19 protein-coding genes and 1 pseudogene are annotated in these 23,313 nt (G+C 38.5%); 15 read left to right on the top strand and 5 right to left on the bottom strand.

The features are described from left to right. A pseudogene (locus ED2_RS16530) lies at positions 1–123 on the bottom strand (DUF3788 family protein); the annotation flags it as partial. Between the two features lie 204 nt (positions 124–327). On the opposite strand from ED2_RS16530, the gene ED2_RS08345 reads away from it, so the two are divergent. Further along, on the top strand, positions 328–1,707 hold the full coding sequence (locus ED2_RS08345; RefSeq protein WP_016177874.1) for an FAD-dependent oxidoreductase: 1,380 nt from the start codon (positions 328–330) through the stop codon (positions 1,705–1,707). A 119-nt stretch (positions 1,708–1,826) separates the two neighbouring features. On the opposite strand, the gene ED2_RS08350 is transcribed toward ED2_RS08345, so the two are convergent. Then, entirely contained in the window at positions 1,827–2,801 is a 975-nt protein-coding gene (locus tag ED2_RS08350; RefSeq protein ID WP_005879033.1) for an AraC family transcriptional regulator, read from the bottom strand. Between the two features lie 146 nt (positions 2,802–2,947). On the opposite strand from ED2_RS08350, the gene ED2_RS08355 reads away from it, so the two are divergent. The 7 genes from ED2_RS08355 to ED2_RS08385 all read left to right on the top strand — a co-directional run bounded on the left by ED2_RS08355 (position 2,948) and on the right by ED2_RS08385 (position 13,210). Continuing rightward, positions 2,948–4,264, top strand: coding sequence for an MFS transporter (locus ED2_RS08355; RefSeq protein ID WP_005879032.1), 1,317 nt, complete (start codon positions 2,948–2,950; stop codon positions 4,262–4,264). 11 nt (positions 4,265–4,275) lie between these two features. After that, positions 4,276–6,255 carry an alpha-L-rhamnosidase-related protein gene (locus tag ED2_RS08360; protein WP_016177875.1) on the top strand — a complete coding sequence of 660 codons (1,980 nt, stop codon included), beginning with the start codon at positions 4,276–4,278 and terminating at the stop codon, positions 6,253–6,255. A gap of 26 nt (positions 6,256–6,281) precedes the next feature. Next, positions 6,282–7,622 carry an MFS transporter gene (locus ED2_RS08365; protein ID WP_005879030.1) on the top strand — a complete coding sequence of 447 codons (1,341 nt, stop codon included), beginning with the start codon at positions 6,282–6,284 and terminating at the stop codon, positions 7,620–7,622. Positions 7,623–7,724: 102 nt separating this feature from the next. Then, complete coding sequence (locus tag ED2_RS08370) at positions 7,725–8,702, top strand: AraC family transcriptional regulator (protein WP_005879029.1); 978 nt, start codon at positions 7,725–7,727, stop codon at positions 8,700–8,702. Between the two features lie 186 nt (positions 8,703–8,888). Continuing rightward, on the top strand, positions 8,889–10,217 hold the full coding sequence (locus ED2_RS08375; RefSeq protein ID WP_005879028.1) for an MFS transporter: 1,329 nt from the start codon (positions 8,889–8,891) through the stop codon (positions 10,215–10,217). A 30-nt stretch (positions 10,218–10,247) separates the two neighbouring features. Further along, positions 10,248–11,825 (top strand): alpha-L-rhamnosidase-related protein, encoded by a 1,578-nt coding sequence (locus ED2_RS08380; protein WP_016177876.1) that lies wholly within the window; start codon positions 10,248–10,250, stop codon positions 11,823–11,825. Between the two features lie 80 nt (positions 11,826–11,905). Beyond that, on the top strand, positions 11,906–13,210 hold the full coding sequence (locus ED2_RS08385; protein WP_227645022.1) for an MFS transporter: 1,305 nt from the start codon (positions 11,906–11,908) through the stop codon (positions 13,208–13,210). A 700-nt stretch (positions 13,211–13,910) separates the two neighbouring features. Here the strand turns inward: ED2_RS08385 and ED2_RS08390 are convergent. The 3 genes from ED2_RS08390 to ED2_RS08400 all read right to left on the bottom strand — a co-directional run bounded on the left by ED2_RS08390 (position 13,911) and on the right by ED2_RS08400 (position 16,075). Next, entirely contained in the window at positions 13,911–14,156 is a 246-nt protein-coding gene (locus ED2_RS08390) for a hypothetical protein (RefSeq protein WP_005879025.1), read from the bottom strand. Between the two features lie 70 nt (positions 14,157–14,226). After that, a complete protein-coding gene (locus ED2_RS08395; protein WP_005879024.1) occupies positions 14,227–14,721 on the bottom strand; it encodes a hypothetical protein in 495 nt (164 codons plus the stop codon). Further along, positions 14,684–16,075, bottom strand: coding sequence for a Y-family DNA polymerase (locus ED2_RS08400; RefSeq protein ID WP_016177878.1), 1,392 nt, complete (start codon positions 16,073–16,075; stop codon positions 14,684–14,686). The genes ED2_RS08395 and ED2_RS08400 overlap by 38 nt, the downstream gene beginning before the upstream one ends. Before the next feature lie 388 nt (positions 16,076–16,463). On the opposite strand from ED2_RS08400, the gene ED2_RS15675 reads away from it, so the two are divergent. The 7 genes from ED2_RS15675 to ED2_RS08430 all read left to right on the top strand — a co-directional run bounded on the left by ED2_RS15675 (position 16,464) and on the right by ED2_RS08430 (position 23,313). Continuing rightward, on the top strand, positions 16,464–16,640 hold the full coding sequence (locus tag ED2_RS15675) for a hypothetical protein (protein WP_005879022.1): 177 nt from the start codon (positions 16,464–16,466) through the stop codon (positions 16,638–16,640). 529 nt (positions 16,641–17,169) lie between these two features. Then, positions 17,170–18,189, top strand: coding sequence for a 3-deoxy-7-phosphoheptulonate synthase (aroF, locus tag ED2_RS08405; RefSeq protein ID WP_016177879.1), 1,020 nt, complete (start codon positions 17,170–17,172; stop codon positions 18,187–18,189). Positions 18,190–18,205: 16 nt separating this feature from the next. Continuing rightward, positions 18,206–19,270 (top strand): 3-dehydroquinate synthase, encoded by a 1,065-nt coding sequence (gene aroB, locus ED2_RS08410; RefSeq protein WP_005879020.1) that lies wholly within the window; start codon positions 18,206–18,208, stop codon positions 19,268–19,270. After that, complete coding sequence (gene aroC, locus ED2_RS08415) at positions 19,271–20,437, top strand: chorismate synthase (RefSeq protein WP_060789745.1); 1,167 nt, start codon at positions 19,271–19,273, stop codon at positions 20,435–20,437. 11 nt (positions 20,438–20,448) lie between these two features. Then, the gene (locus ED2_RS08420; RefSeq protein ID WP_016177881.1) at positions 20,449–21,525 is read left to right on the top strand and encodes a prephenate dehydrogenase; all 1,077 of its coding nucleotides are present in this window, start codon (positions 20,449–20,451) and stop codon (positions 21,523–21,525) included. A gap of 4 nt (positions 21,526–21,529) precedes the next feature. Continuing rightward, on the top strand, positions 21,530–22,816 hold the full coding sequence (aroA, locus tag ED2_RS08425; RefSeq protein WP_016177882.1) for a 3-phosphoshikimate 1-carboxyvinyltransferase: 1,287 nt from the start codon (positions 21,530–21,532) through the stop codon (positions 22,814–22,816). Then, a complete protein-coding gene (locus ED2_RS08430) occupies positions 22,813–23,313 on the top strand; it encodes a shikimate kinase (protein WP_016177883.1) in 501 nt (166 codons plus the stop codon). The genes aroA and ED2_RS08430 overlap by 4 nt, the downstream gene beginning before the upstream one ends.

A 23,313-nucleotide genomic window follows, 5' to 3' on the forward strand; every position in this document is an offset into this window, starting at 1 on the left:
AATAAACGGTGGGAGCAGAAGCAACTCCTTCGGAAATAAGCCGAAATTCACAAAAATTTGAAAAGCAATTTTCGTTAATTTCTTCTTATTTCTCGGAGTTAAACACTTCTGTCCCAACCTCAACCTCCGTTGATCGTGAAATCGTCTTGATTTTAGGATCAACGGGTTATTTGCGTTTACCACTACTAAATCGGGGGCATCGATGTACTAAATGTTTTTTTAATTGAGTTTCATGTGGAACGCATTTCTTTTGATTTATAAAAAACGGAGTGTTATGTTTGAATTGTTTAGAATAATTCTAAATAATTGGACAAGGAGGTTTCATCAATGGAAAAAACTAAAGTTATCATTGTCGGTGCATCACACGGAGGACATCAATCAATCTTAGAATTGTTATCTAGGTATGGAGAAGATGTCGATATTACTTTATTTGAAGCGGGTGATTACGTTTCATTCATGTCATGTGGAATGGAATTATATTTAGAAGATCAAGTAACAGATGTCAATGACGTACGAAATTTCAGACCAGAAAACTTTCCACAATCAAATGTTCATATTTTAAACAATCATCAAGTGACAGCAATCAATGCGGATAAAAAAACTGTGTCAGTTGTTCGTTCATCAGATGATCAAACAAAAGACTATGCATACGATAAATTGATTTTAAGCTCAGGTGTGACACCAAATTCATTGCCTGTTCCAGGAACTGATTTAGAAAACGTATACTTAATGCGTGGCTACGATTGGGCAACGAAAATCAAAGCAAAATTAACCGATCCGAACGTGAAGAAAGTTGCGGTAATCGGTGCAGGCTATATCGGGATCGAAGCAGCAGAAGCTTTTTGTAAAGCAGGCAAAGAAGTGACTCTATTAGATGTGATCGATCGTCCATTAGGCACTTATTTAGATAAAGAAATGACAGATATTTTAGAAGACCATCTAAAAGAAAAAGGAATCAACGTGGTAACTGGAGCGAAAATCAATGCGTTTACTGGTGAAGGTCAAGTAGCTGCTATCCAGACAGAACAAGCAGAGATCGCCACAGACCTCGTCATTCAAGCAGCTGGTGTCAAAGCCAATACGGAGTGGTTAAAAGGAGTAGTCGATCTAGACGAGCGTGGATGGATCATTACGGACGAGTATCTTCAAACAAATCTGCCAGATGTTTATGCAGTTGGAGATGCAACATTGGCTTACTCTGTTCCTGCACGTACAAAAATGCCAATTGCTTTAGCAACAGTAGCAAGAAGAGAAGCCCGCTATATCGTTCAGCATTTGTTTGAAAAAGTGCCAAACAAACCGTTTGGTGGCGTTGTTGGCTCCTCTGCATTAAGTGTATTTGATTATCATTTTGCTGCTAGCGGATTGAATAGTTTTACAGCATCAAAAGCAGGAGTCGCTATCCGTTCTTCTTACTATGAAGATACTTTACGTCCAAAATATGTTCCTGAAAAATTTGGCAATCCAAAAGTATCTGTCCAATTATTCTTTGATCCTATGACACATCAAATCCTTGGTGGTGCCGTCTTATCCACTTATGATGTCACAGCCCAAGGAAACGTTTTGGCTTTGGCTATCCAACAAAAACTAACGATCGAGGATCTAGCGGAAGCAGATTTCTTCTTCCAACCAGGTTTTGATCGCCAATGGAGCGTGCTTAATTTAGCAGCCCAACAAGCTTTAGGAGAAGAACCATTTGTTGAGTAGCTTAAAAAATTAGATTTTTTTCAAAGAAGCGCATTCAATAAAAAAAGTACAGAAGTTGCTAGACTTCAAGAACTACGAAGAGGTTTTTAATTAAGGAAGAGGATGAGACAAGAGTGAGGTTACTTTTGTTTCATCCTCATTTGTTTTCTAAAAAAATCTGGAGTTTGACCAGTTTCTTTTTTAAATAGTTTGAAAATAGAGGGAACGCTTTTATATCCGATTTTCAGGGCAATTGTGCTTAAACTATCTTCGGTTTCGTTCATGAGCCGTTTTGCTTCGGATAACCTTTTTTGATCAATAAGTTCTTGAAAACTACTCCCTGTTTTATCTTTAAGCAGATTACTCAAATAGTTTTTATTATAACCAAAAGTTTCACCTAATTTTTCTAAGGTAATATCTGTATAGTGATTGTTCAGGTGCTGAAGAATTTGGATCAATGGTTCATTTTTTGTTACGTTCTTATTTGTTGCCAAGACAGGTGCTTGGGTGCTTTCAACCATCAAGGCAGAAAACAAGAGGTTTCTCAGTAATGGGTTGGTTGCATTATCTGTTTGTTTGATTGTTAAAATCAGGCTTTCAATGATCTTTTTTGCTAATAACTGTTCAGACAAATCAAGTAAAATATAATTTGTGTGTGCTTCATCTCTATGAGGTGAGTGAAAGAAAAAATCGGTAATCAAATTTGTTGATTGAGGTAGATTAGGGAGTAACTCACTTTGCACAGAAGCAGAATCAATCAAAAAATTTACGAGGATATCTTCTTGTCCTACATAATCAATCTGTTGGATGACTTTTCTATCCAGCAAGAGTAAGTTTCCTTTTTTTAAGTGAAAGGTTTCGCCATTTAAGCGTTGCGTACAATTTCCATTGAACATATAATTCAACTCAATAAAATGATGGGTATGTGCAGGTGTGTAAGAATACCTTGCGTGTTTGGTGACAGCAATATTGCTCACTTGAAAAAAATCAGCTTTAGGAATTTCTGGAACTATCGAACGATGGTAATTCAAATTCATTGTATTGATGTTCTTTCCAGTCAATTTTTGTAATTTCTCTACTTCTGTTTCTTGAAATAATTCTTTTTTCCAGTCCATCCATCCTCCTATATTTATTAGAACTCTCGTTTAATTTACCACAAAAACCTGTAGATTTGATATAAACATTCTAGATTTTAGAAATTGTTTCCCTCTTATGAAAACGGTTAATATAAATGTGTGGAATGAAGGGGGAGACAAAATCAATGAGAAAAATAGGTTCAAAGAATTCATTGACTAAAGAATATAGCCAATTAGCAACGGCTGCTGGAATAGGTTCAATGTTAGGATCAGGATGTATTGTCGGATTGTCCGCAACGATTCCAATTTGGCAGAAAGGGTTAGAACTATCAACGGCACAAGTTGGTTTTATCTCTGGAGGCTTAACTTTCGCTATTGCTTTTGGGTCATTGTTTGCTGGAAAGCTATCGAAAGGAATGGGTCTATTTAAAGCATTTAATTGGATCAATTTGTTTTATGCCATTGGCTCTGCCATTTGTATTTTTTCAGTAGATTTTTACACTTTACTAAGTGGCGTGTTGATTATGGGGTTAGCTTCCGGGGCGGATCTACCCATCAGTTTGACTGTTGTTTCTCATGATGCACCTGACGAGAAGACTTCAGCAGAACTAGTATCTGCTACACAGATTTTTTGGCAAGTCGGTATTTTTATTTCTTATATTTGTTCTTTTTTACTGTCAGGGATCAGTGGTGTCTTAGGCGCTAGGATCGTTTTCTGCATATTATGTGTTTTTGCTATCATCACTTGGTTATGGCGGACATTTTCACAGAAATTCAAATACTTCCATTTAGAAGGAATCAAACGGCAAAAGGAAATAAAAAACGAGGCTACACAAGCTCAAACAGTTTCAATAAAATCGGTATTATTTGGGCAACAAAAGGATAAATATTTGAAATTCTTTCTAGCAATTCTTTTGTTTTATGTTTGTTGGAATTTGTTAGCGAATACATGGGGACAGTTCCAAACATACGCATTGACGAATGCGGGTGCTAGCCAAACACAAGCAACGGGGCTAGGAATTGTTTTAAATATCATTTCATTATGCACTACGATCTTATTTGCTTCAGTATCAGGAGGCAAGTATCGGAACAAGGCATTTTTTGTAGGGGCTATCGTTCAATTTGGCGCAATGCTCGGAATGGCATTGATTGGTGGAGGAGCTGGTTTTATCGCACTAGCTGTGACAATTGGATTTTATAATTTCGGTAATCCAATGGCAGGCGAGGCGATTTACAAAGTTTGGACACAAGAATCATTTCCAACGGAAGTTCGTGCTTCCATCCAGGGATTTATCAATGGTTTTTCTCGACTTTGTTGTGGATTATTCGCATTTATCACTCCTTTCTTAGTAGCACCTGGAAAAATTCAGACGTCCATGTATGGATTTGCAGGAATCGTAGTGGTTGCAACTATGGCGGGTATCTTCATGATGAGAACTCAGAAGAAAGAAGATAAGAAGGAAAACAGAGAACAAGGATCGTTGAACGCAAAAAGAGCATAGGAGTGAGGAAAATGATCGAAAACAATCAAGCAAGATGGTTATGGTATCCAGGCGATTTTGAAATACGACAAGGGTTACTACAAAATTTTTCGAGAGAAGAACGAGGTTATGATTGGCCAGCATATTGGAACATGGACGATTGCCATAGAAATGTGAAATTCAAACGTTATTATGAATTATCAGAAGAGACTTCTTTTATTGTTTATGTAACGGGTATCGGCTATGCAGAACTCAATGGGAAAAAATATTCTCTAGGTAAAGAAATTACATACCAACCAGGAAAAAATAAAATACGTGTATTTATAGGAAATACAGAAGGGTTACCTGCTGTTTTTATTGAGGGAGAAATAATCAAAAGTGATCTAGGGTGGGTAGCAAGTAATTTTATTGATGAGTCACCTGCTGGATGGAGTTCTTTGTATTTAACAAAAGACCATGATCCAAACCGTGTCTACTATGAATGTAAAGTAGTTTCAGCAGTTTCACAAGTTGAAAGACAGGGTGGGGTTCTAATCGACTATGGAAGAGCAATCTTTGGCACACTGGCCATTAACAAATTAGCTGTAAATGAACCTGTGACCATTTGCTATGGAGAATCAGAATCGGAAGCCTTGGACATCGAGATGTGTTATTACAAAGAAAACCAAGCAACAAGTAAAACTGTCCCAAGAAAACGCGCGTTTCGTTATTTGTTTATTCCAAATGTCACAAGTGAACAAGTTTCGATTGATGCAATACATGAGTATCTTCCATTACAAAATAAGGCGACTTTCCATTCAAATGACGAATTGTTGAATAAGATATGGTCTATTTCAGTTGAAACATTTACTTTGTGTAGTGGCTTATTCTTTATTGATGGAATCAAAAGAGACCGTTGGATCTGGTCAGGCGATGCGTATCAAAGCTATTTTATTAACCAATATCTCTTTTTTGATGAAGAGATCAATACACGAACAATGTTAGCTTTGCGTGGACAAAATGAGATGAAGCAACACATGAATACAATTGTTGACTACTCGATCTTGTGGGTTATAGCAATTGAAAATCACTATATGATGTCTGGAGACAAGACTTTCTTGAAACAGATTTATCCTAAAATGCAATCAATGATGAGTTATTTAGAAGCACAAACGAATCAACTTGGATTTATTTATGGGCGAAAGAAAGATTGGCTGTTCATTGATTGGAGTGAAATGGATCGTGAAGGGACATTAGCTGCTGAACAAATTTTACTACTCAAAGCCTATCAAACGATGCAACATTGTGCAGATATCTTGGGTGAAGAAAATGGCTACACAGAAAAATATGAACAATTAAAAGAAAATGTCATGACTTATTTTTGGGATAACGACAAACAGGCATTTATTGATTCCTACGAATCAGGAAACCGAAACGTGACTCGCCACGCCAATATCTTTGCTATTTTATTTGACTTAGTAGATCAAGAAAAGAAAGAACAAATTTTAGAGAATGTGTTGTTAAATGACGAAATCACTGAAATTACAACGCCTTATTTTAAATTCTTTGAACAAGATGCGCTTTGTAAAATGGGGCAAACAAATCAGGTATATCAAATCATGTGTGATTACTGGGGCGGAATGGTCGAAAAGAATGCTGTGACTTTCTGGGAAGAATATATTCCAGAGGAAAAGGGCGATGCAATTTATGAGATGTATGGGGATCCTTTTGGAAAAAGTCTATGTCATGCTTGGGGAGCAAGTCCAATCTATTTATTAGGCCGGTATTTTGCAGGGATCAAACCAACATCTCCAGGCTATCAGACATTTGCCGTTGAGCCGAAACTAGATACATTTACTACTTTAGATGTACAGTTTCCAATCAAAAACGGACTAGTGAAAATCAAAAAAGAAGAGACACAGTTGATTGTTAGTGCTACGAAAGCGGGAGGCATACTGAAATTTGATGGTAAAGAATATCCATTAGAAGTAGCAAAAGAATGTGTCGTGATGCTAGAGCCAGAGACAATCTGAGGAAGATTTAAGATGAGGTGGACAAAATGCAACGTACAAAAATCAGCCGACTTGAGAAAGTAGGATTTGCATTAACGAATTTAGGGAATATTCCGATCATGACATTGCTAAATACGTATCTTTTGATTTTTTATACAGATGTGATTGGTATAGCGCCTGCCACGGTTAGTACACTTTTCTTAGTTTCAAGATTACTTGATGGAATTAGTGATCCACTCATAGGCTTCTTTATTGATCGCTTTCCAACAACTAAATTTGGAAAATATCGACCTATTCTTATTATCGGAACGATGATCTGCTGTATCAATTATCTACTTGTCTGGTTTTCTCCACTTCTTTTTACGAGTCATAAAATCATTGCAATCAGTCTTTCTTACATTTTACTAGGTGTTACCTTTGACTTGATGGATATTCCTTTGAATAGTCTGCTTCCAGTTTTAACGAATCAAGAAAATGAGCGTAACATTCTTTCCTCAATAAAAGGAATTGCTTATACCGTTGGGCCAACACTTTTAAATGTGATTGCACCATTATTGCTTTCAATATATAGTGATGGCATTTCTGGTTACCTGGTGTTGATTACCGGTGCAGTGATCGTCGTTTTATTCTTTACGATAATAGGTACACTCGCCTTAAAAGAAAGAGTGAATAAAGAAGTTGTGGATTCCGTAAAGGAAAAAAACTATTCTTTAAAAGAAGTTCGGAACATTTTGAAGATCCGCCCGGTTGCAATCCTTTTTGTCAGCATGCTTTTTATTACAGCAGCAAGTAATATCTTCAATGGTTCACTGTTGTATTATCTAAATTATATGTTAAAGGATCCACGTTTACTAAGCGTTGCCAGTCTTGTTGGGCTCTTTGGCGCTTTAGGTGCAGGAATGATCGTACCTAAAGTTTCAAGAAAGCTAGGAAAGAAAAATCTATATACCTGTGCATTAGTGCTACTTAGTATAGCAATGGTATGTTTGATCAGTTTTCACGAGTCAAAAGTAATTTTTCTAATCGCATACGTTATGGTCCAAATAGGACTCGGTTTGACAAATACACTTCAATACAGTTTGTCAGCAGATAATGTAGATCTTATAAGGAAAGAATTGAGGATCGAATCGGCTGCTCTCATGGCCTCCTTCAATTCTCTGATCATGAAATTTGCAATGGCAGTGGGAGGAGCAGTACCTGGTCTGATTTTGACTTACACTGGATATGTCGCAAATAAAGAACAGATTGCCAGTGCTTCGATGGGAATTATTCTCACAACGTTTATTGTACCCTTGATATTGTATCTATGTACTGCGGCTATCTTTTATCTCGGATATTCTCCGTATCTATTCGCCAGAGTATCCAAAAAAAAATCTTCACTGGGTTAGGATGTTCTTCTTTTAGCTTTTGGATGTTAGAAGTATAAGAAAAAATTTTTATTGCCATCGGCATCGCTATCGTGGAAAATAGAATCCAGGGAGGCGGTGCCGATGTTTACATTTATCCAGTTAAAAGAATATCTGATGACAGATAATGAAATTGAGTGTCAACAGCGTCTAGATGGTAAAAATATCAACGACCAACATCTTCCTTATGAAGAAGTAGCAGTACCTAAAATGCCAAAAAAACAATTTTTCTCTGAAGGAAATATTTTTATCAATAAGCATCATCGCTACGCAGAAATGCCTGCACACACCCATGAATTTGTGGAATTTAATTATATGTTATCTGGTTCTTGTGTGCAGTATGTAAACGATAAAAAAATTGTGTTATCTGAGGGCGAGCTGTTGTTATTAGATAAAGAAATCGTTCAACGGATCGATCCATTGAATGAGGATGATCTTTTGATCAACGTTTTGTTAAAAGAAGAATCGATCACCACAGAAATTGTCATGAATATGGTGAAATCGCGTGGACTTGTGAATGAATTTTTACTAAATGCTTCACAAAAAGGGGGAAAACACGATGCGTTTATCCACTTTCATTGTGGGGATAACACAGAAGTGCAAGTTCTGTTGCATAAGATGATTATAGAATACTATAATAAACAAGATTATTATATGCGCGCACTCAATTTATTGTTGTCCTTATTATTGATCGAATTGACGCGTGATCTAGAAGAAGAGTACGTAAGTAATCGTGAAAATCATGAATTAATTGCTATTTTGCGCTATATCGATAGTCACTTTAGACATTTGACCTTACAAGAATTGGCAAGACATTTTGGGTATAATGCGAATTATTTGAGTAATAAACTAAAAAAAGAAACTGGCAGTTCTTTTCAGGAGTTAGTCAACTCGTTACGCTATAAAACAAAGATCGAATTGATGAGAGAAACGGATAAAAGTTTTGAAGATATCTCATACGAGATTGGGTTTGAAACAATTGCTTCCCTTTATAAATTAGTCGGAAAGTATACAGATCTAACGCCCAAAGAATTGCAGAAACGCCTTTTAAAGAAACAGTAAGTTATAAAATAGTGGGAGAATAAAATCAGTAATGTCTGATTTTATTCTCTTTTTTTGTAACTTTTCGTTTAGGTATTCTGTGATTTGGATAAAAAATCCTGTTTTTTTGCTATAGTCCAAATGACAGAATCCGTTTACAATTCAAAGTGTTCGAACAATCAAAATTATTAATAAGGAGTGTTCTACATGGTAAATCAAAAAAAATCAGCGACAGCTACGGTGAAAGAATATTCACCATTAGCAGTAGCGGCCGGTATTGGGTCGATGCTTGGCTCGGGTTGTATTGTTGGATTATCTGCTACGATTCCCGTTTGGCAAAAAGGATTGGAGTTAACGACTGGTCAGGTAGGGATCATCTCAGGTGGACTCACTTTTGCAATCGCTTTCGGTTCGTTGTTTACTGGACAGATTTCAAAGCTATTTGGACTTATTCGTGCATTTAACTGGATTAATTTATTTTATGCAATTGGCGCTGCTATCTGTATCTTTTCTTCTAGTTTCCCGATGCTATTGTTAGGAGTGATCATTATGGGAGTCGCATCTGGGGCTGACTTACCACTAAGTTTAACTGTGGTTTCTCATGATGCACCAGATGAACAAACTTCAGCACGATTGATCTCATCTACTCAAATTTTTTGGCAAGTTGGTGTATTTATTTCGTATATTTGCTCTTTTCTTTTATCAGGAGTTGAAGGTGTTTTAGGTGCACGGATCGTTTTTGCTATTTTATGTGCATTTGCTGTTTTTACTTGGATTTGGCGTGTTGTTTCTCCTAAATTTAGAAAATTCCATGAGGATGGGGAAGCTCGTCAAGCAATGATCAAAGTAACTGGCGAAACTAAGGATGTTTCGTTCAAAACAATTTTATTTGGTAACAATAAACAAAAATATTTAGGGTTCTTCGCTGCAATTTTAGTTTTCTATGTATGTTGGAATTTGTTAGCCAACACTTGGGGACAATTTCAAACATATGCATTGACAAATGCTGGTGCTAGTCAAGCCCAAGCGACAGGATTGGGAATTGCATTAAATGTGATTTCTCTGGTTACGACAATTGCTTTTGCCTCTGTAGCAGGGGGGAGATTTAGAAACAAAGCATTCTTCATCGGGGCGATTGTCCAATTTGGCGCAATGCTCGGCATGGCGTTGATTGGCGGTGGCGCAGGATTTATCGCTTTAGCCATCACAATCGCTTTTTACAACTTTGGTAATCCTTTAGCAGGAGAAGCAATTTATAAAGTTTGGACACAAGAATCATTTCCTTCAGAGGTTCGAGCATCACTGCAAGGATTTATCAATGGCTTTTCACGGATGTGCTGTGGATTATTTGCATTTGTGACACCGTATTTGGTAGCACCCGGACGTATCCAAACTTCAATGTTTGGTTTTGCAGGTATTGTGTTAGTTGCAACGATTTCAGGAATCATCATGATGCGCTTACAGAAAAAATATCCTGTCCTTCCAACGACTATCAAAGAAGAACAACACGAACAACAAGAAAAACTCACAGTATAAGAGCGCGAAGCAAAAAAGGGGAGCAGGAAAATGGCATTTACATTTCAAATAAACAATGACGTGACATGGAATCGAGAAGAACGGTTATTGAAAAAAGCACAAGAAAATCTACCAGAAATTTTAAAAACGGACATCCAACCAGTTGCTATCACGGAAATCATTGAAGATGAACATGGCTTGAATGGTTATTCAGCCGTAGTTAGCGAAAAGAAAATCAGTGATTTAGCGAAATATGGCTTAGGAAGAGATCAAAAAATTATCTTAGATCTAGGAGATCACTACGTTGGTCATTTTAGCATCGATATTACTTCAGTCGGTTCGCCTATGGATGCACCATTATATTTACGAGTGAAATTTGCTGAAGTACCGGCAGAAGTAGTTGCAGACTCCAATGACTATGATGGATGGTTATCAAAATCTTGGATCCAAGAAGAGTATATCCATCTAGATGTCTTACCTGCACGATTGGAATTGCCTAGACGCTATAGCTGTCGATTTATCGAACTAGCGGTAATTGATACGTCACCAAAATGGCAAGCAAGTTTTTCTAACCCAGTGTTTGTGGCAGAAAGCTGTGTAGCGATGGAACAACTTACATCGTTTGAGATCCAAGATGACGAGTTATCTACTATCTACGATATTTCAGTAAAAACTTTGTTTGACTGTATGCAAGAAGTTTTTGAAGATGGTCCGAAAAGAGATCGGCGTTTGTGGATAGGAGACCTACGTTTACAGGCCTTAGCAAATTATGCTACCTTCGGGGATTTAGCATTGACTAAACGTTGTCTATACCTGTTTGGAGGAATGACTACGACAGATGGAAAAATCCCTGCGAATGTTTTCACGGCTCCAAATTTGATTCCTGATGATACGTTTTTATTTGATTACAGCATATTTTTCGCTGTGATTTTAGCTGATTTTTATTATCAGACAAAGGACCAAGAAGTATTAAGTGATTTGTACCCTGCAGCAAAAAAACAAATCGATCAAGCTTTGACGTTAGTAGATGATGAAGGACGCCTGAATTTGTTAGACGAATGGCCTGTATTTATTGACTGGTCGAATGAATTTGAAAAGAGTACCGCAGGGCAAGCTGTCTTGATCTATGCACTGAAACGCTTTATCCAACTAGCAGAATGGATGGAAGAACCTGATCTTATCAGCTACCAAGAGCAACTAGCAGAATTAACAGTGTTTGCTCAAACTCAGCTGTTTGATGAAGAGAAAAATCAATTTATCATCGAGCAATCAAAGGAAATCAATGTAGCAAGCCAAGTATGGATGGTACTAGCAGAAGTATTTGACCAAGAAAAAAATAGCAAAATCATGGAAGAAATGATCTCTACACAATTTCCTATCACTGGGATTGCGACACCGTACATGTATCACCATGTTGTGGAGGCATTGTTTGTAGCGGGTCTGAAAGAAGAAGCGATTCAATTATTGAAAAATTATTGGGGGAAAATGATTGAACTGGGTGCTGATACATTCTGGGAAGCTTTTAAACCAGAAGAACCAGATTTTTCTCCATATGGAAGTCCGATCATGAGTAGTTATTGTCATGCGTGGAGCTGTACACCAGCTTATTTGATCAAAAAATATATTTAGCGAAGAAAAGAGGAAGGATCATGGATTCTCTAGAAATGAATACGATGAATAGTAAGCCGATTTCTAAATGGCGGTAGAGAATTGGGTACGGTGTTACAGATTTTGCTTGTAATTTGATCTGGCAAATGATTTCTTTGTATCTACTATTCTTTTATACAGATATTATGGCTTTGAACGCCGCTGCGGTAAGCCTGATGTTTTTATTAACTCGTTTTTTCGATGGGATAACTGATTTACTCGTAGGTTATTTGATTGATCACACCCATACACGTTGGGGAAAATCACGACCTTACTTTCTTTTTGGGGCGATCCCGTTTGCTTTGTTTGCGTATCTTTGTTTTAGCGTACCAGATTTTTCTGCTAATGGTAAGTTGATCTATGCCTACGTTACGTATTTTGGCTTATCACTTTCCTATACGATCGTCAATGTCCCAATGGCATCCATTTTGCCTAGCTTGACGGCAGACACAGATGAACGAACAGCATTATCAACAACGAGGAAATTCTTTGCTTTTCTAGGTGCCACAGTTGTCAGTGCCACTGCATTACGATTTGTTGCTGCGTTTGGTGAAGGGAACCAGGCGAAAGGCTTTAGAATACTGATGATCATTTTTGGTTTCATTAGCTGTCTCGTTTTCTTATTCACTTTTTTCAACGTGAGAGAGATCCCGACAAAACAAGAAAATATTTCTTTAAAAAAGGTTCTTTCTTCACTAAAAATGAACCGTCCGTGGCTCATTTTTGCTGTGAATATCCTATTTATGTGGACTGGCTATTTTATCCAAACAAGCGCGTTGGTCTATTATTATACAGTAGTAATAGGAAGCCAAGCCTTATCGGTTTCCGTAGCTACCATTATGTCAGTTGTTCCAATGCTTGCTAATTTTTTAGTGCCGACTTTAGCCAAGCGTTTAGGAAAACGAAACCTATATATTCTTTCATCGCTCATTCAAGCTGTGGGACTTGTTTTTATTCTTCTGGCTAAACAAGAGCAGCTGCTTATTTTAGCTGGTGCGGTAATTTCAGCAATTGGCTACGGTATGAAAGAAAGCATCTATTTTTCAATGCAAGCTGATCCAGTGGATTATGGAGAATGGAAAACAGGAATTAATGTTTCAGGTTCACTGTCAGCAATCAACGGCTTTTTGGGAAAAGTAGCACAAGCAATTGCTGGCGCTCTTGCAGGATTTTTATTGGCTTGGGGAAACTACCAAGCAGGAGTAACGCAACAAAGTGAACAAGCGCTATTTGCCATTAAAATCATGTATGGCTATCTGCCTTTGCTTCTAATTGGCTTATCGATCCTGACAATGTTTTTTTACGATTTAGACAAACTATATCCACAAATAAAAAAAGAATTGAAGGAACGACGGATCAATTCGTGAAAAAGAATTGGGAATATTCGATAATATATGAATGATACAATCGAGACAAATGTCGTCTCGGCTTGAGAAATTGAAGAAAAAACGAACAATACGCTTTTTGTATTGCTCGTTTTTTTTTTGAACTTTCCGAAAAACCTAACCGTGGGACGCCGTTTATTTGAGAGAGGCTAGGACAGAAGTGTTTAACTCCGAGAAATAAGAAGAAATGAACGAAAATTGCTTTTCAAATTTTTGTGAATTTTGGCTTATTTCCGAAGGAGTTGCTTCTGCTCCCGCCGTTTACTCGAGAGTCTGTAGCAGAGATGTTTTTTAGATTTTTCCCATGTTCATAGTTTTCTATAAAAGAGAGTCGTGTCGACTACTGGCGAAGTAGTAGGATTTTTTATACAATGCTATCTTCTTTGAACCTCCACACTAGGCAGATGACGCCATGCTTTTTCATAGTAATAGAAGTAATTAAGTGGCTGAATTAGAAAAGTAATATTAATAAACTAGCAGTACAGAAAATCCCAGTAGAAAAACGAATTCAGCATGTATTACTGATAACTCTGGTGTTTCTATTTGCGTTTGTTTAGTGATTTGATATACAGGGATAATATAAATTTATTGAAGGTCATTACTCTTGTTCCCACAACTCTTTTAATGCATTTGGTTGATAGAAAAAGTTCATTTTCCTACTTTTTTTTACTCATTACTCGATTCAGCTGTGTTCGTTTTCCAAATGTAAAATATCTTCCCAAAATTGAAAATATTGATCCGTCAACTGGATTTCCAGAACATCTGTCCAAGAAATAAACTGTTCCTCTAACATGAAGCCTTTTTCTGTGAGATTAGGCTGGACAAACCCATGATATGTTTGTCCATTTTTACAGTGGACAATGATGAGTTGCTTGGCTATAAAAGTAGTAATGACAATAGTTTCAAAATGTTTATCAGCAGTTTTCAATAGAATCACTTCTTTCTAAAAAATGGGAGGAAACGAATAATGATAAGCAATGAAGAGAGAAATAAAAAATTCACTCCTCTTCAGGGAATTGTTGATAAAATTCATCTTTGATCTGTTCCAATTCTTGGATGTTCTGTTTTGAGTGTAAGGATGGTTGTATGGATGCATCGTCAGAAAAAGCGACCGTGAACCATTTTTCCTCCTCTTTTTTCTCAATATGACGAATATCTGACCAGTAGATCTTAGTATCTTCAAGAACTAAGTAATCATCGTAAGCTTCACCAGTAAATGTGCCTTCAATATTTTCTAGGTATCTGCCAAATTCGTCTTTTGTGTTTCGTTGAAGGGTGATTTTTTTATGGTAAAGAAAAGATTCTAATAGTACGGCATCGATTTCCTCACGAGACATCGGAGTTAGCGGCTGGATTTCTTTGATAGCCCATGCTTCGTTTTTTTTGATCCCACTCATCAGTTCATCCATTGCAAATGCTGTGCCCCATTTCAATCCAAAAGGGCGGTCGCGGTATTCATTGTAATCGAGAAATTCCTTTTTCGTTCGACGCATGACCTTCACCTTCTATACCGGCTAATCCACCCGCATGCCCACCTACAAGAGAACTTCGTGCAATTGCTCGACCACCTTCTAACAAGCTATGGGCATGGACGATCGATCTGAATCCATATTTTTGTCGGATCTTATCTACAACAAAATCGACTTTTGCATTTGCGACTTGCACTTCAGGCTCATCAAATAAATTTAATTGTAAGCTATCTGTGTGTGCCAAATGGGAGCAATTCACGCCAATACTTCGAATGTCTTGCCGGCGATAATGTTTGTGAAAGAGGTCCAACAAGACAGCCGCTAATCGTTGACTTGAATTTGTCGCTTCGACGGTGGTTTGTTGATGAAATCCTGTCTTGCCTTGGCTATCTTTATACCCCAAAGAAAATCCTACCCAGAGACTAACGACTTGCGCTTTTACATGTTCGCGACGCAATCGGGTACCTACTTGATCCGCCATTTCTTTGATGACGATCTCGATTTCTTCTTGACGCGTGTAGTCACGATTTAAAATTTGACTGTTGCCGATACTTTTCGATTTAGGCACATATTTTTCTCCTAAAAAACTTCGATCGATTCCCCAAGCATGTGCAAACAGTTGCGTACCGATGACTCCCATATTTTCTTTTAGCCGATAATAGTCGGCATGTGCCAAGTCGTAGATCGAAGTGATACCCATACGGTTGAGGCGTTTAGCTGTTCGGTGACCGATCCCCCAAAATTCGGTCAGTGATGGGATGTGCCAAACCTTATTTGCCACATCTTCGTAGCGCCATTCAGCGATTCGCTCTGGGTTATCTTTGGCTCCGTTATCTAGAGCTAACTTTGCGAGCAATGGATTATCACCGATACCGACAGTCGTGTAGATACCAGTTTGCTGATAAACATCCTCACAGATGATTTTTGCTAGATCCCAAGCATTTTTTACTTTAAAAAGTTTCAGACTATTCGTGACATCAAGAAAACTTTCATCAACGGAGTAGACGTGATGGTTCGATTCATCTGCATAAGTTTTGTAGATGGCATTGATTTGTTGATTTTTTTTCATGTAATAGGCCATTCTCGGCGGTGCAATATATAAATCACGCGGATAGGGGAAAGGCAGATCTCTTGCTCTGCTGATATTTGTGATACCATAGGCTTTTTTTGCAGCCGGACTAGAGGCTAAAATCAATCCGCTTCCTCGCTCTTCTAAGCGATCAGACGGATAAGACATAACAACAAGTTTGGCCGTTAAAGGATCTAGGTTACGCTCTACACATTCAACAGAAGCGTAGAAAGATTTGCAATCAATGCAAAGGATATCCCTGGAAGGTTCTTTTGTATAATCAAATTTAGGGTTTTGATTTTTAAACATAACAGTCACCTCTCATTAGTAATTAGAACACATGTTCGCGTTTTGTGTCAATGAAAAAATCACATAGCTTACTTCTAAAAATAGTTATTCTTTTGAAGAAATGTTTTGTTTATGATTGCTGATAGAAATGAAAAGCGCTATACTAGCGGTAATAAATAGAAGAAAACTGATCATTTCATGGAAAAGTGTTAAATGAAAAGTTATTTTTACTTTTGCCTTAGATATTGCCAATGAGCACGAAATCGATTCGACAGGGAGGCTGAATGCCTCAAGTATGAATGATTTGTAAAAGAATACATTGAATAGGATAAAGAGATTTAATTTACTTTTTCGACTTGTTTTACAGAATGAAAATAGAGTTGATTACTAAAGAAATGAGGGAAAATAAATGTATATGCTGAATATTGGAACGAAAGATGCGATGTTAGCCGTTGCTATTATTATTATTCTCGGATTGACGATTTTTTATCATTGGTCGGTAGCGGCATTTATTATTACTGAATGTACTGTATGTTTTGCTTTTTGGGCGGGAAGTAGAAAACAAGATAAAAGGTTAGAAAAGTAACTATAAACAAATAGTGAAAAGGATCAAAATATACGAAGGTTTGCAGCTGGATTTGTTCGTATATTCTCTAGATTGAAAAATAAAAAAGAAAATCATGAAAAAGATATTGACATCTTTCAGAAACAAATCTATACTAAGTTCAATCTTAAATCAGTTTGGAGCGGTTTTTTATGAAAATGACCCTATGTACACAACTGAATAATTATTACTTTAGCTATTTTAGATAGGTTTGTATTCATGAGGTTATGGGTACAAACATCAGCGCTTGTTTGTATCTATGATGGCTAAGGATGTTTGAGATGACTTGCTCGCCGCATAGATGAAAAATCTATAGTGGCTTTTTTCTTTGATTTATTCATGGCCCACTGTAGATTTTCTACGGTGGGCTTTTTTAATACATAAAGGAGGAGCAAAGAGAAGCGAACATGTAGGTCGTTAGAAAGCAAACTGAATATCTATCGATTCTATTGAATAAAAAAGCCATGAAGCAATTGTAAACTAAAAAATAAAGAGCAGAGGATGTTATTTTATGATTTTGATTATTAAACCAGGTATCAAAGAAAATGAGTTACTACCCGTTATTTCACGTATTAAAGAAGAGGGGCTAGATGTCCAAATCAATCATGGAAAAGATCGCTTTGTTCTAGGACTTTTAGGCGATCCAAAAGTTATCCATGATGTTCCTTTTGAAAGATACGACATTGTGGAACGAGCAGTACCTATCTCAAACACGTATAAATTAACTTCACGTGAATTTCATCCACAAGATACGATCGTTGATGTGGACGGGGTCAAAATCGGTGACGGTAGTTTTGTGACAATGGCTGGACCTTGTTCCGTTGAAGGAGAAGAACAAATCATGGAAACGGCACGCATGGCAAAAGCTGGTGGTGCAAAAATTTTACGTGGTGGTGCATACAAACCAAGAACTTCACCTTACGCTTTCCAAGGATTGGGTGTAGAAGGATTGAAGATGATGCGTAAAGCAGCGGATCATTACGGTATGAAAGTCATCACCGAAGTAATGGATGAAGCACATATCGACGTTGTTTGCGAATACGCAGACATCATTCAGATTGGTGCCCGCAACATGCAAAACTTCCGTTTGTTAGAGGCTGTTGGTAAAACAGGTAAACCAATTGGCTTGAAACGAGGAATTTCAGGTACAATTGAAGAGTGGTTAAATGCAGCAGAATACATTGCTGTCCAAAATAATTTCAACGTCATCTTCATTGAACGTGGTATCCGTACTTACGAGCGTGCGACGCGAAATACCTTTGACTTGAGCGCTGTCCCAATCATCAAAAAATTAAGCCACTTCCCGATCATTGTTGATCCAAGTCACGGTACAGGGGTTTGGGATCTTGTTTCTCCAATGGCTAGAGCTGGTGTAGCAAGTGGTGCTGATGGAATGATCGTAGAGATCCATCCAGATCCTCTTCATGCTTGGTCAGATGGACAACAATCATTGAATGAAAAGAACTACTTGAAGATGATGAAGGAAGTAGATATTTTAGTGGAAGCAATGAAAGAGATCAACGCTTTATAGAAAAGAGGAGCGGAAAATGTTAGAAGTTGTCTTACCAGAAAAAAGCTATGAGATTGTCATTAAGCGAAATTCTCTCGAACAAATCTCCGAATGGATCGGTGGTTTATGGGGAAATAAAAAAATTGCTATCATCAGCGATACAAATGTATTTCCGATTTATGGAGAACAGATTCAAAAACAATTGGAAGCAACCTATGAAGTAGTCCACTATGTGGTACCGGCTGGTGAAAAAAGTAAATCCCTTGAAATGGCAGCTGTGCTCTATGATTTTCTAGCGGAAGAACAATTCACTAGAAGTGATGGGATCATCGCATTAGGGGGAGGCGTAGTCGGCGATCTAGCTGGCTTCGTCGCATCTACTTATATGCGGGGGATCGCCTTTGTCCAAATACCGACTTCTTTGTTGGCACAAGTTGACTCCAGTATCGGTGGAAAAACAGCGGTGAATGGACCAAAAGCGAAGAATATGATCGGGACATTTGCGCAACCAGATGGGGTGCTGATTGATCCAGAAACATTGCAGACACTTCCTGAAAAACGAATCCAAGAAGGTATTGCAGAAATCATCAAGTGCGGAGCAATCAGTGACAAAAGTTTATGGGATGATTTAGCTGCTTATACAGGTATCGCTGATCTAGTGGCACATAGTGAAGCAGTCATTGAAAAAGCTTTACGTGTAAAGAAAAAAGTAGTTGAAGAAGATCAATATGATAATGGCAGTCGGTTGCTACTAAACTTTGGACATACGATTGGTCATGCCATCGAGAATACCGCGGGATATGGGAAAATCAGCCATGGAGAAGCGGTAGCAATCGGGATGGTCCAAATCAGTCGGAAAGCAGAGGCAAGACGAGAAATGCCAGAAGGAATCACCGCACAAATCATTGCAATGAATCAAAAATATCATTTACCGACTGCTTATACACCTTGGCAAGAAGATGAATTGTTCCAAGCAATCACACATGATAAAAAAGCACGTGGACAAAATTTGAAAATCATTTTATTAGAGAAGATCGGTCAAGCGAAGGTGCAGACGATACCAATCAAAGAGATGAACGACTATTTAAAAGAAGGTGATTAGATGCGTTATTTAACTGCAGGAGAGTCTCATGGACCACAACTAACTGCGATTATCGAAGGTGTGCCAGCTGGTCTGGCGATATCAGTCGACCAAATCAATCAGGAACTTGCAAGACGGCAAGGAGGATACGGCCGAGGCGGGCGAATGAAGATCGAGAAAGATCAAGTACAACTTACGTCAGGTATCCGTCATGGCAAAACATTTGGCTCTCCAATCACGATGATCGTTGAGAATCGCGATTGGAAAAATTGGCAAACAGTGATGTCTGTAGAACCGGTTTCTGAAAAAGATGAACAATTACGTCGTGTGGCAAAACCACGTCCAGGGCATGCAGATCTAGTTGGTGGTATGAAATACCAACATCGTGATCTTAGAAATGTATTGGAACGTTCTTCTGCCAGAGAGACAACGATGCGTGTCGCTATTGGGGCTTTGTCGAAGCAGCTTTTAGCCGCACTGGATATCGAGATTGCGAGTCATGTTGCTGTTTTGGGCGGGATCAAGGCAGAAGTACCGATGACACTTTCGGTCGCTGAAATCAAAGAAAAAACAGCGATATCAGAAGTCAACATGGTTGATTTGACCATTGAGGACCAAGTCAAAACACTGATTGATGAAACCAAGAAAGCTGGAGACACTTTAGGTGGTATTGTAGAAGTTCGAGTGGAGAACGTACCAGCTGGGTTAGGCAGCTATGTCCAATGGGATAAAAAACTAGATGGGAAATTAGCACAAGCGATGTTAAGTATCAATGCATTTAAAGGGGTAGAGTTTGGGATCGGTTTCGAGTCGGCTTTTCGTCCAGGATCAAAAGTGATGGATGAAATCACGTGGAATCAAACAAACGGCTATCAAAGAGCAAGCAATCACTTAGGTGGCTTTGAAGGTGGGATGACTAACGGAGAGCAGATCATTGTTCGAGGAGTCATGAAGCCTATCCCGACTTTGTACAAACCATTGATGAGTGTGGATATTGATACAAAAGAACCTTATAAAGCAAGCGTTGAACGTTCGGATAGCACAGCTGTCCCAGCAGCATCCGTGGTTGCAGAACACGTGATTGCTACAACTTTAGCTATGGAAATCCTCGACCATTTTCCGGCAGATAATCTAACTGAGCTGAAAAAGGCAGTTAATGACCATCGACAAATGATCCAAGAATTTTAATGGAGGCAACCATGAAAAAAGTATTGGTAATAGGGTTAGGATTGATCGGTGCATCATTGTGCCGGGCAATCAAAGGGCCCAATGTCACTCTTTACGGCTGGGATTATTCAGAGGAAACAAGGGAAATAGCCAAAGAAGTCCAACTAGTGGATCAGGTCGTTTCTGGGATTGAAGTAGCAAGTGAGATGGATATCATCTTGCTGGCTGTACCTGTTCAAGTCAGTCTGGAATATCTGAAAATATTGGCAAATCTTCCTCTTAAAAATTCGGTGTTAATGAGTGATACAGGAAGCACGAAAGCAAAAGTAATGGAATTAGCAAAAGACTTACCGTTTACATTTATTGGTGGCCATCCAATGGCGGGGTCGCATAAGTCCGGTGTTCGAGCGGGCAACCCTAATTTGTTTGAAGAAGCATATTATATCTTTACGAATGACCTTGAGAGTGATCGTATTGACGAATTAAAAGAGCTTCTGCAGCCAACGAGAGCGAAGTTTGTCGTCTTGGATGCTTCTAGCCATGATGAAATCGTTGGCGTATTGAGTCATCTGCCACATATCGTTGCAGCTGGCTTAGTGCAGGCATGTGAAACGCTAAGTCAAAAATATCCACGTGCTTCGCAACTTGCAGCTGGCGGTTTTAAAGATATTACTCGGATTGCCTCTTCAGATCCTAAGATGTGGACAGATATTTTGATCACGAATCAAGAGATTTTATTGAAATTGCTGGAAAACTGGCAAATATCTATGGGAAATCTGAAAAATGAATTAGCAGCTAATAATCAGCAAGCTGTTTATGATTTTTTTACACAAGCAAAACAGACCAGGGATCATCTACCACAGAAAAAACAAGGAGCAATCCCTGCCTTTTATGATCTGTACGTCGATATCCCCGATATCGCTGGGGCAGTCGCAAAAGTCACTACTTCTTTGAGTCATGCAAGCATTTCGATCATCAATTTAAAGATCCAGGAAACAAGGGAAGATGTTTTTGGCGTATTAGAATTGTCATTTAAAAATCAAGCCGACTTGCTAAAAGGAAAAGCGTTGATAGAAGCAGAAAATTTTCATTGTCGGGTAAGGAGTTGAGTGAATGAAGTTATTGACCACAAAACATGGCATCAATGGGGAATTAACCATTCCTGCTGACAAATCGATTTCTCACCGCAGTATCATGTTTGGTGCGATTAGTCAGGGGCAAACAATCGTGAACAATTTCTTAAAAGCAGAGGATTGCTTGAGCACGATTGCTGTATTCAGACAATTGGGCGTCACCATCACAGAAAAAAATGAAAAGATCTATATTGATGGCAAAGGATTTAGCGGATTGACAGCCCCTGCTACTCGATTAGATGCAGGAAATTCAGGGACAACGATGCGTCTTGTCTTAGGCATCTTGGCAGGAAGCGACTTTACTTCTGAAATCGCTGGCGACGCTTCGTTAAATCGCCGTCCTATGGAACGTGTGATGAAACCACTTCGAGAGATGGGGGCTGAATTACAGGGAATCGAACATGCCGAGTTTCCGCCACTAAGAGTATCTGGTCATACATTACATGAAATTGAATACCAGATGCCGATTGCGAGTGCGCAAGTAAAATCGGCCATTCTTTTTGCAGCGTTACAAGCAAAAGGGACAACGAAAATCATCGAGAAAGAAAAATCAAGGAATCATACAGAAGAAATGATCAAGCAATTTGGTGGACAAATCGACATAGAGGGCCGAGTAATCACTTTGAAAGGTGGACAAACTCTTAGCGGTCAAGAAGTAACAGTCCCAGGAGATATTTCTTCTGCTGCATTTTATCTAGTCGCTGCAAGTATCTTGCCAAATAGTGAAGTTATCCTTAAACAAGTCGGTATCAACCCGACACGTACAGGAATCATTGATGTGTTGAAACAAATGGGTGCAACAATCGAACAAATTCATGAAGATGAAAAAAATCAAGCTGCTGATCTGATTGTTCGTTCGGCTACATTGAATGCCTGTGAGATTAAAGGAGAAATCATTCCGCAATTGATCGATGAATTACCAGTCATCGCTTTAGCAGCAACTCAGGCAAATGGCACCACAATTATCAAAGATGCACAGGAACTTAAAGTCAAAGAAACGAATCGGATCGATGCCACTGCCGCTGAACTAACGAAAATGGGTGCTTCGATCGAGGCGACAGATGACGGATTGATTATCCATGGTCCTACGCCTTTGCATGGGGCAAAAGTCGACAGTCATGGGGATCACAGAATCGGTATGATGTTGCAGATTGCAGCTTTATTGACAGAGGAACCTGTGGAGCTGGAAAATCCAGAAGCGGTAAATATTTCTTATCCAGCATTCTTTCAGGATCTTGCACAACTGATCAAGGAGGAGCAAGCATGACGGCCATTGTTTTGATTGGCTTCATGGGTGCTGGCAAGACGACAATCAGTAAAAAATTAGCCGCTTGCTTGGAGCAACCCGTGATCGACATGGATGAAGTGTTGGTGGCTCGTTTGGGGTGTTCTATCAATCATTATTTCACGGAGTTTGGTGAAGCAGCTTTTCGGGAGCAGGAGACCGCTTTATTAAAAGAAGCATTAAGTAATGATGCCATTATCGCAACTGGTGGTGGTGTGATCTTACAAAAAGAGAATCAAAAAGTATTGCAAGATCAGTTCGTGATCTATTTAAAAGGACAAGCAGAAATTCTGATCGACCGTATACGGCAAGACAAAGACAATATTCGTCCTTTGGCTGTAGAAAATAGCGATCAGAAGCTAAAAATGATATTGGCAACACGAGAAAAAATGTATGAAAAATTAGCAAAACTAACGATTGAGACAACTGCAAAAACGCCAGAAGAAATCGTAAAAGAAATCATAAAGCAGGTTGGATGA

Source organism: Enterococcus durans NBRC 100479 = LMG 10746, from assembly GCF_001544215.1.
GTDB classification, from domain to species: domain Bacteria; phylum Bacillota; class Bacilli; order Lactobacillales; family Enterococcaceae; genus Enterococcus_B; species Enterococcus_B durans.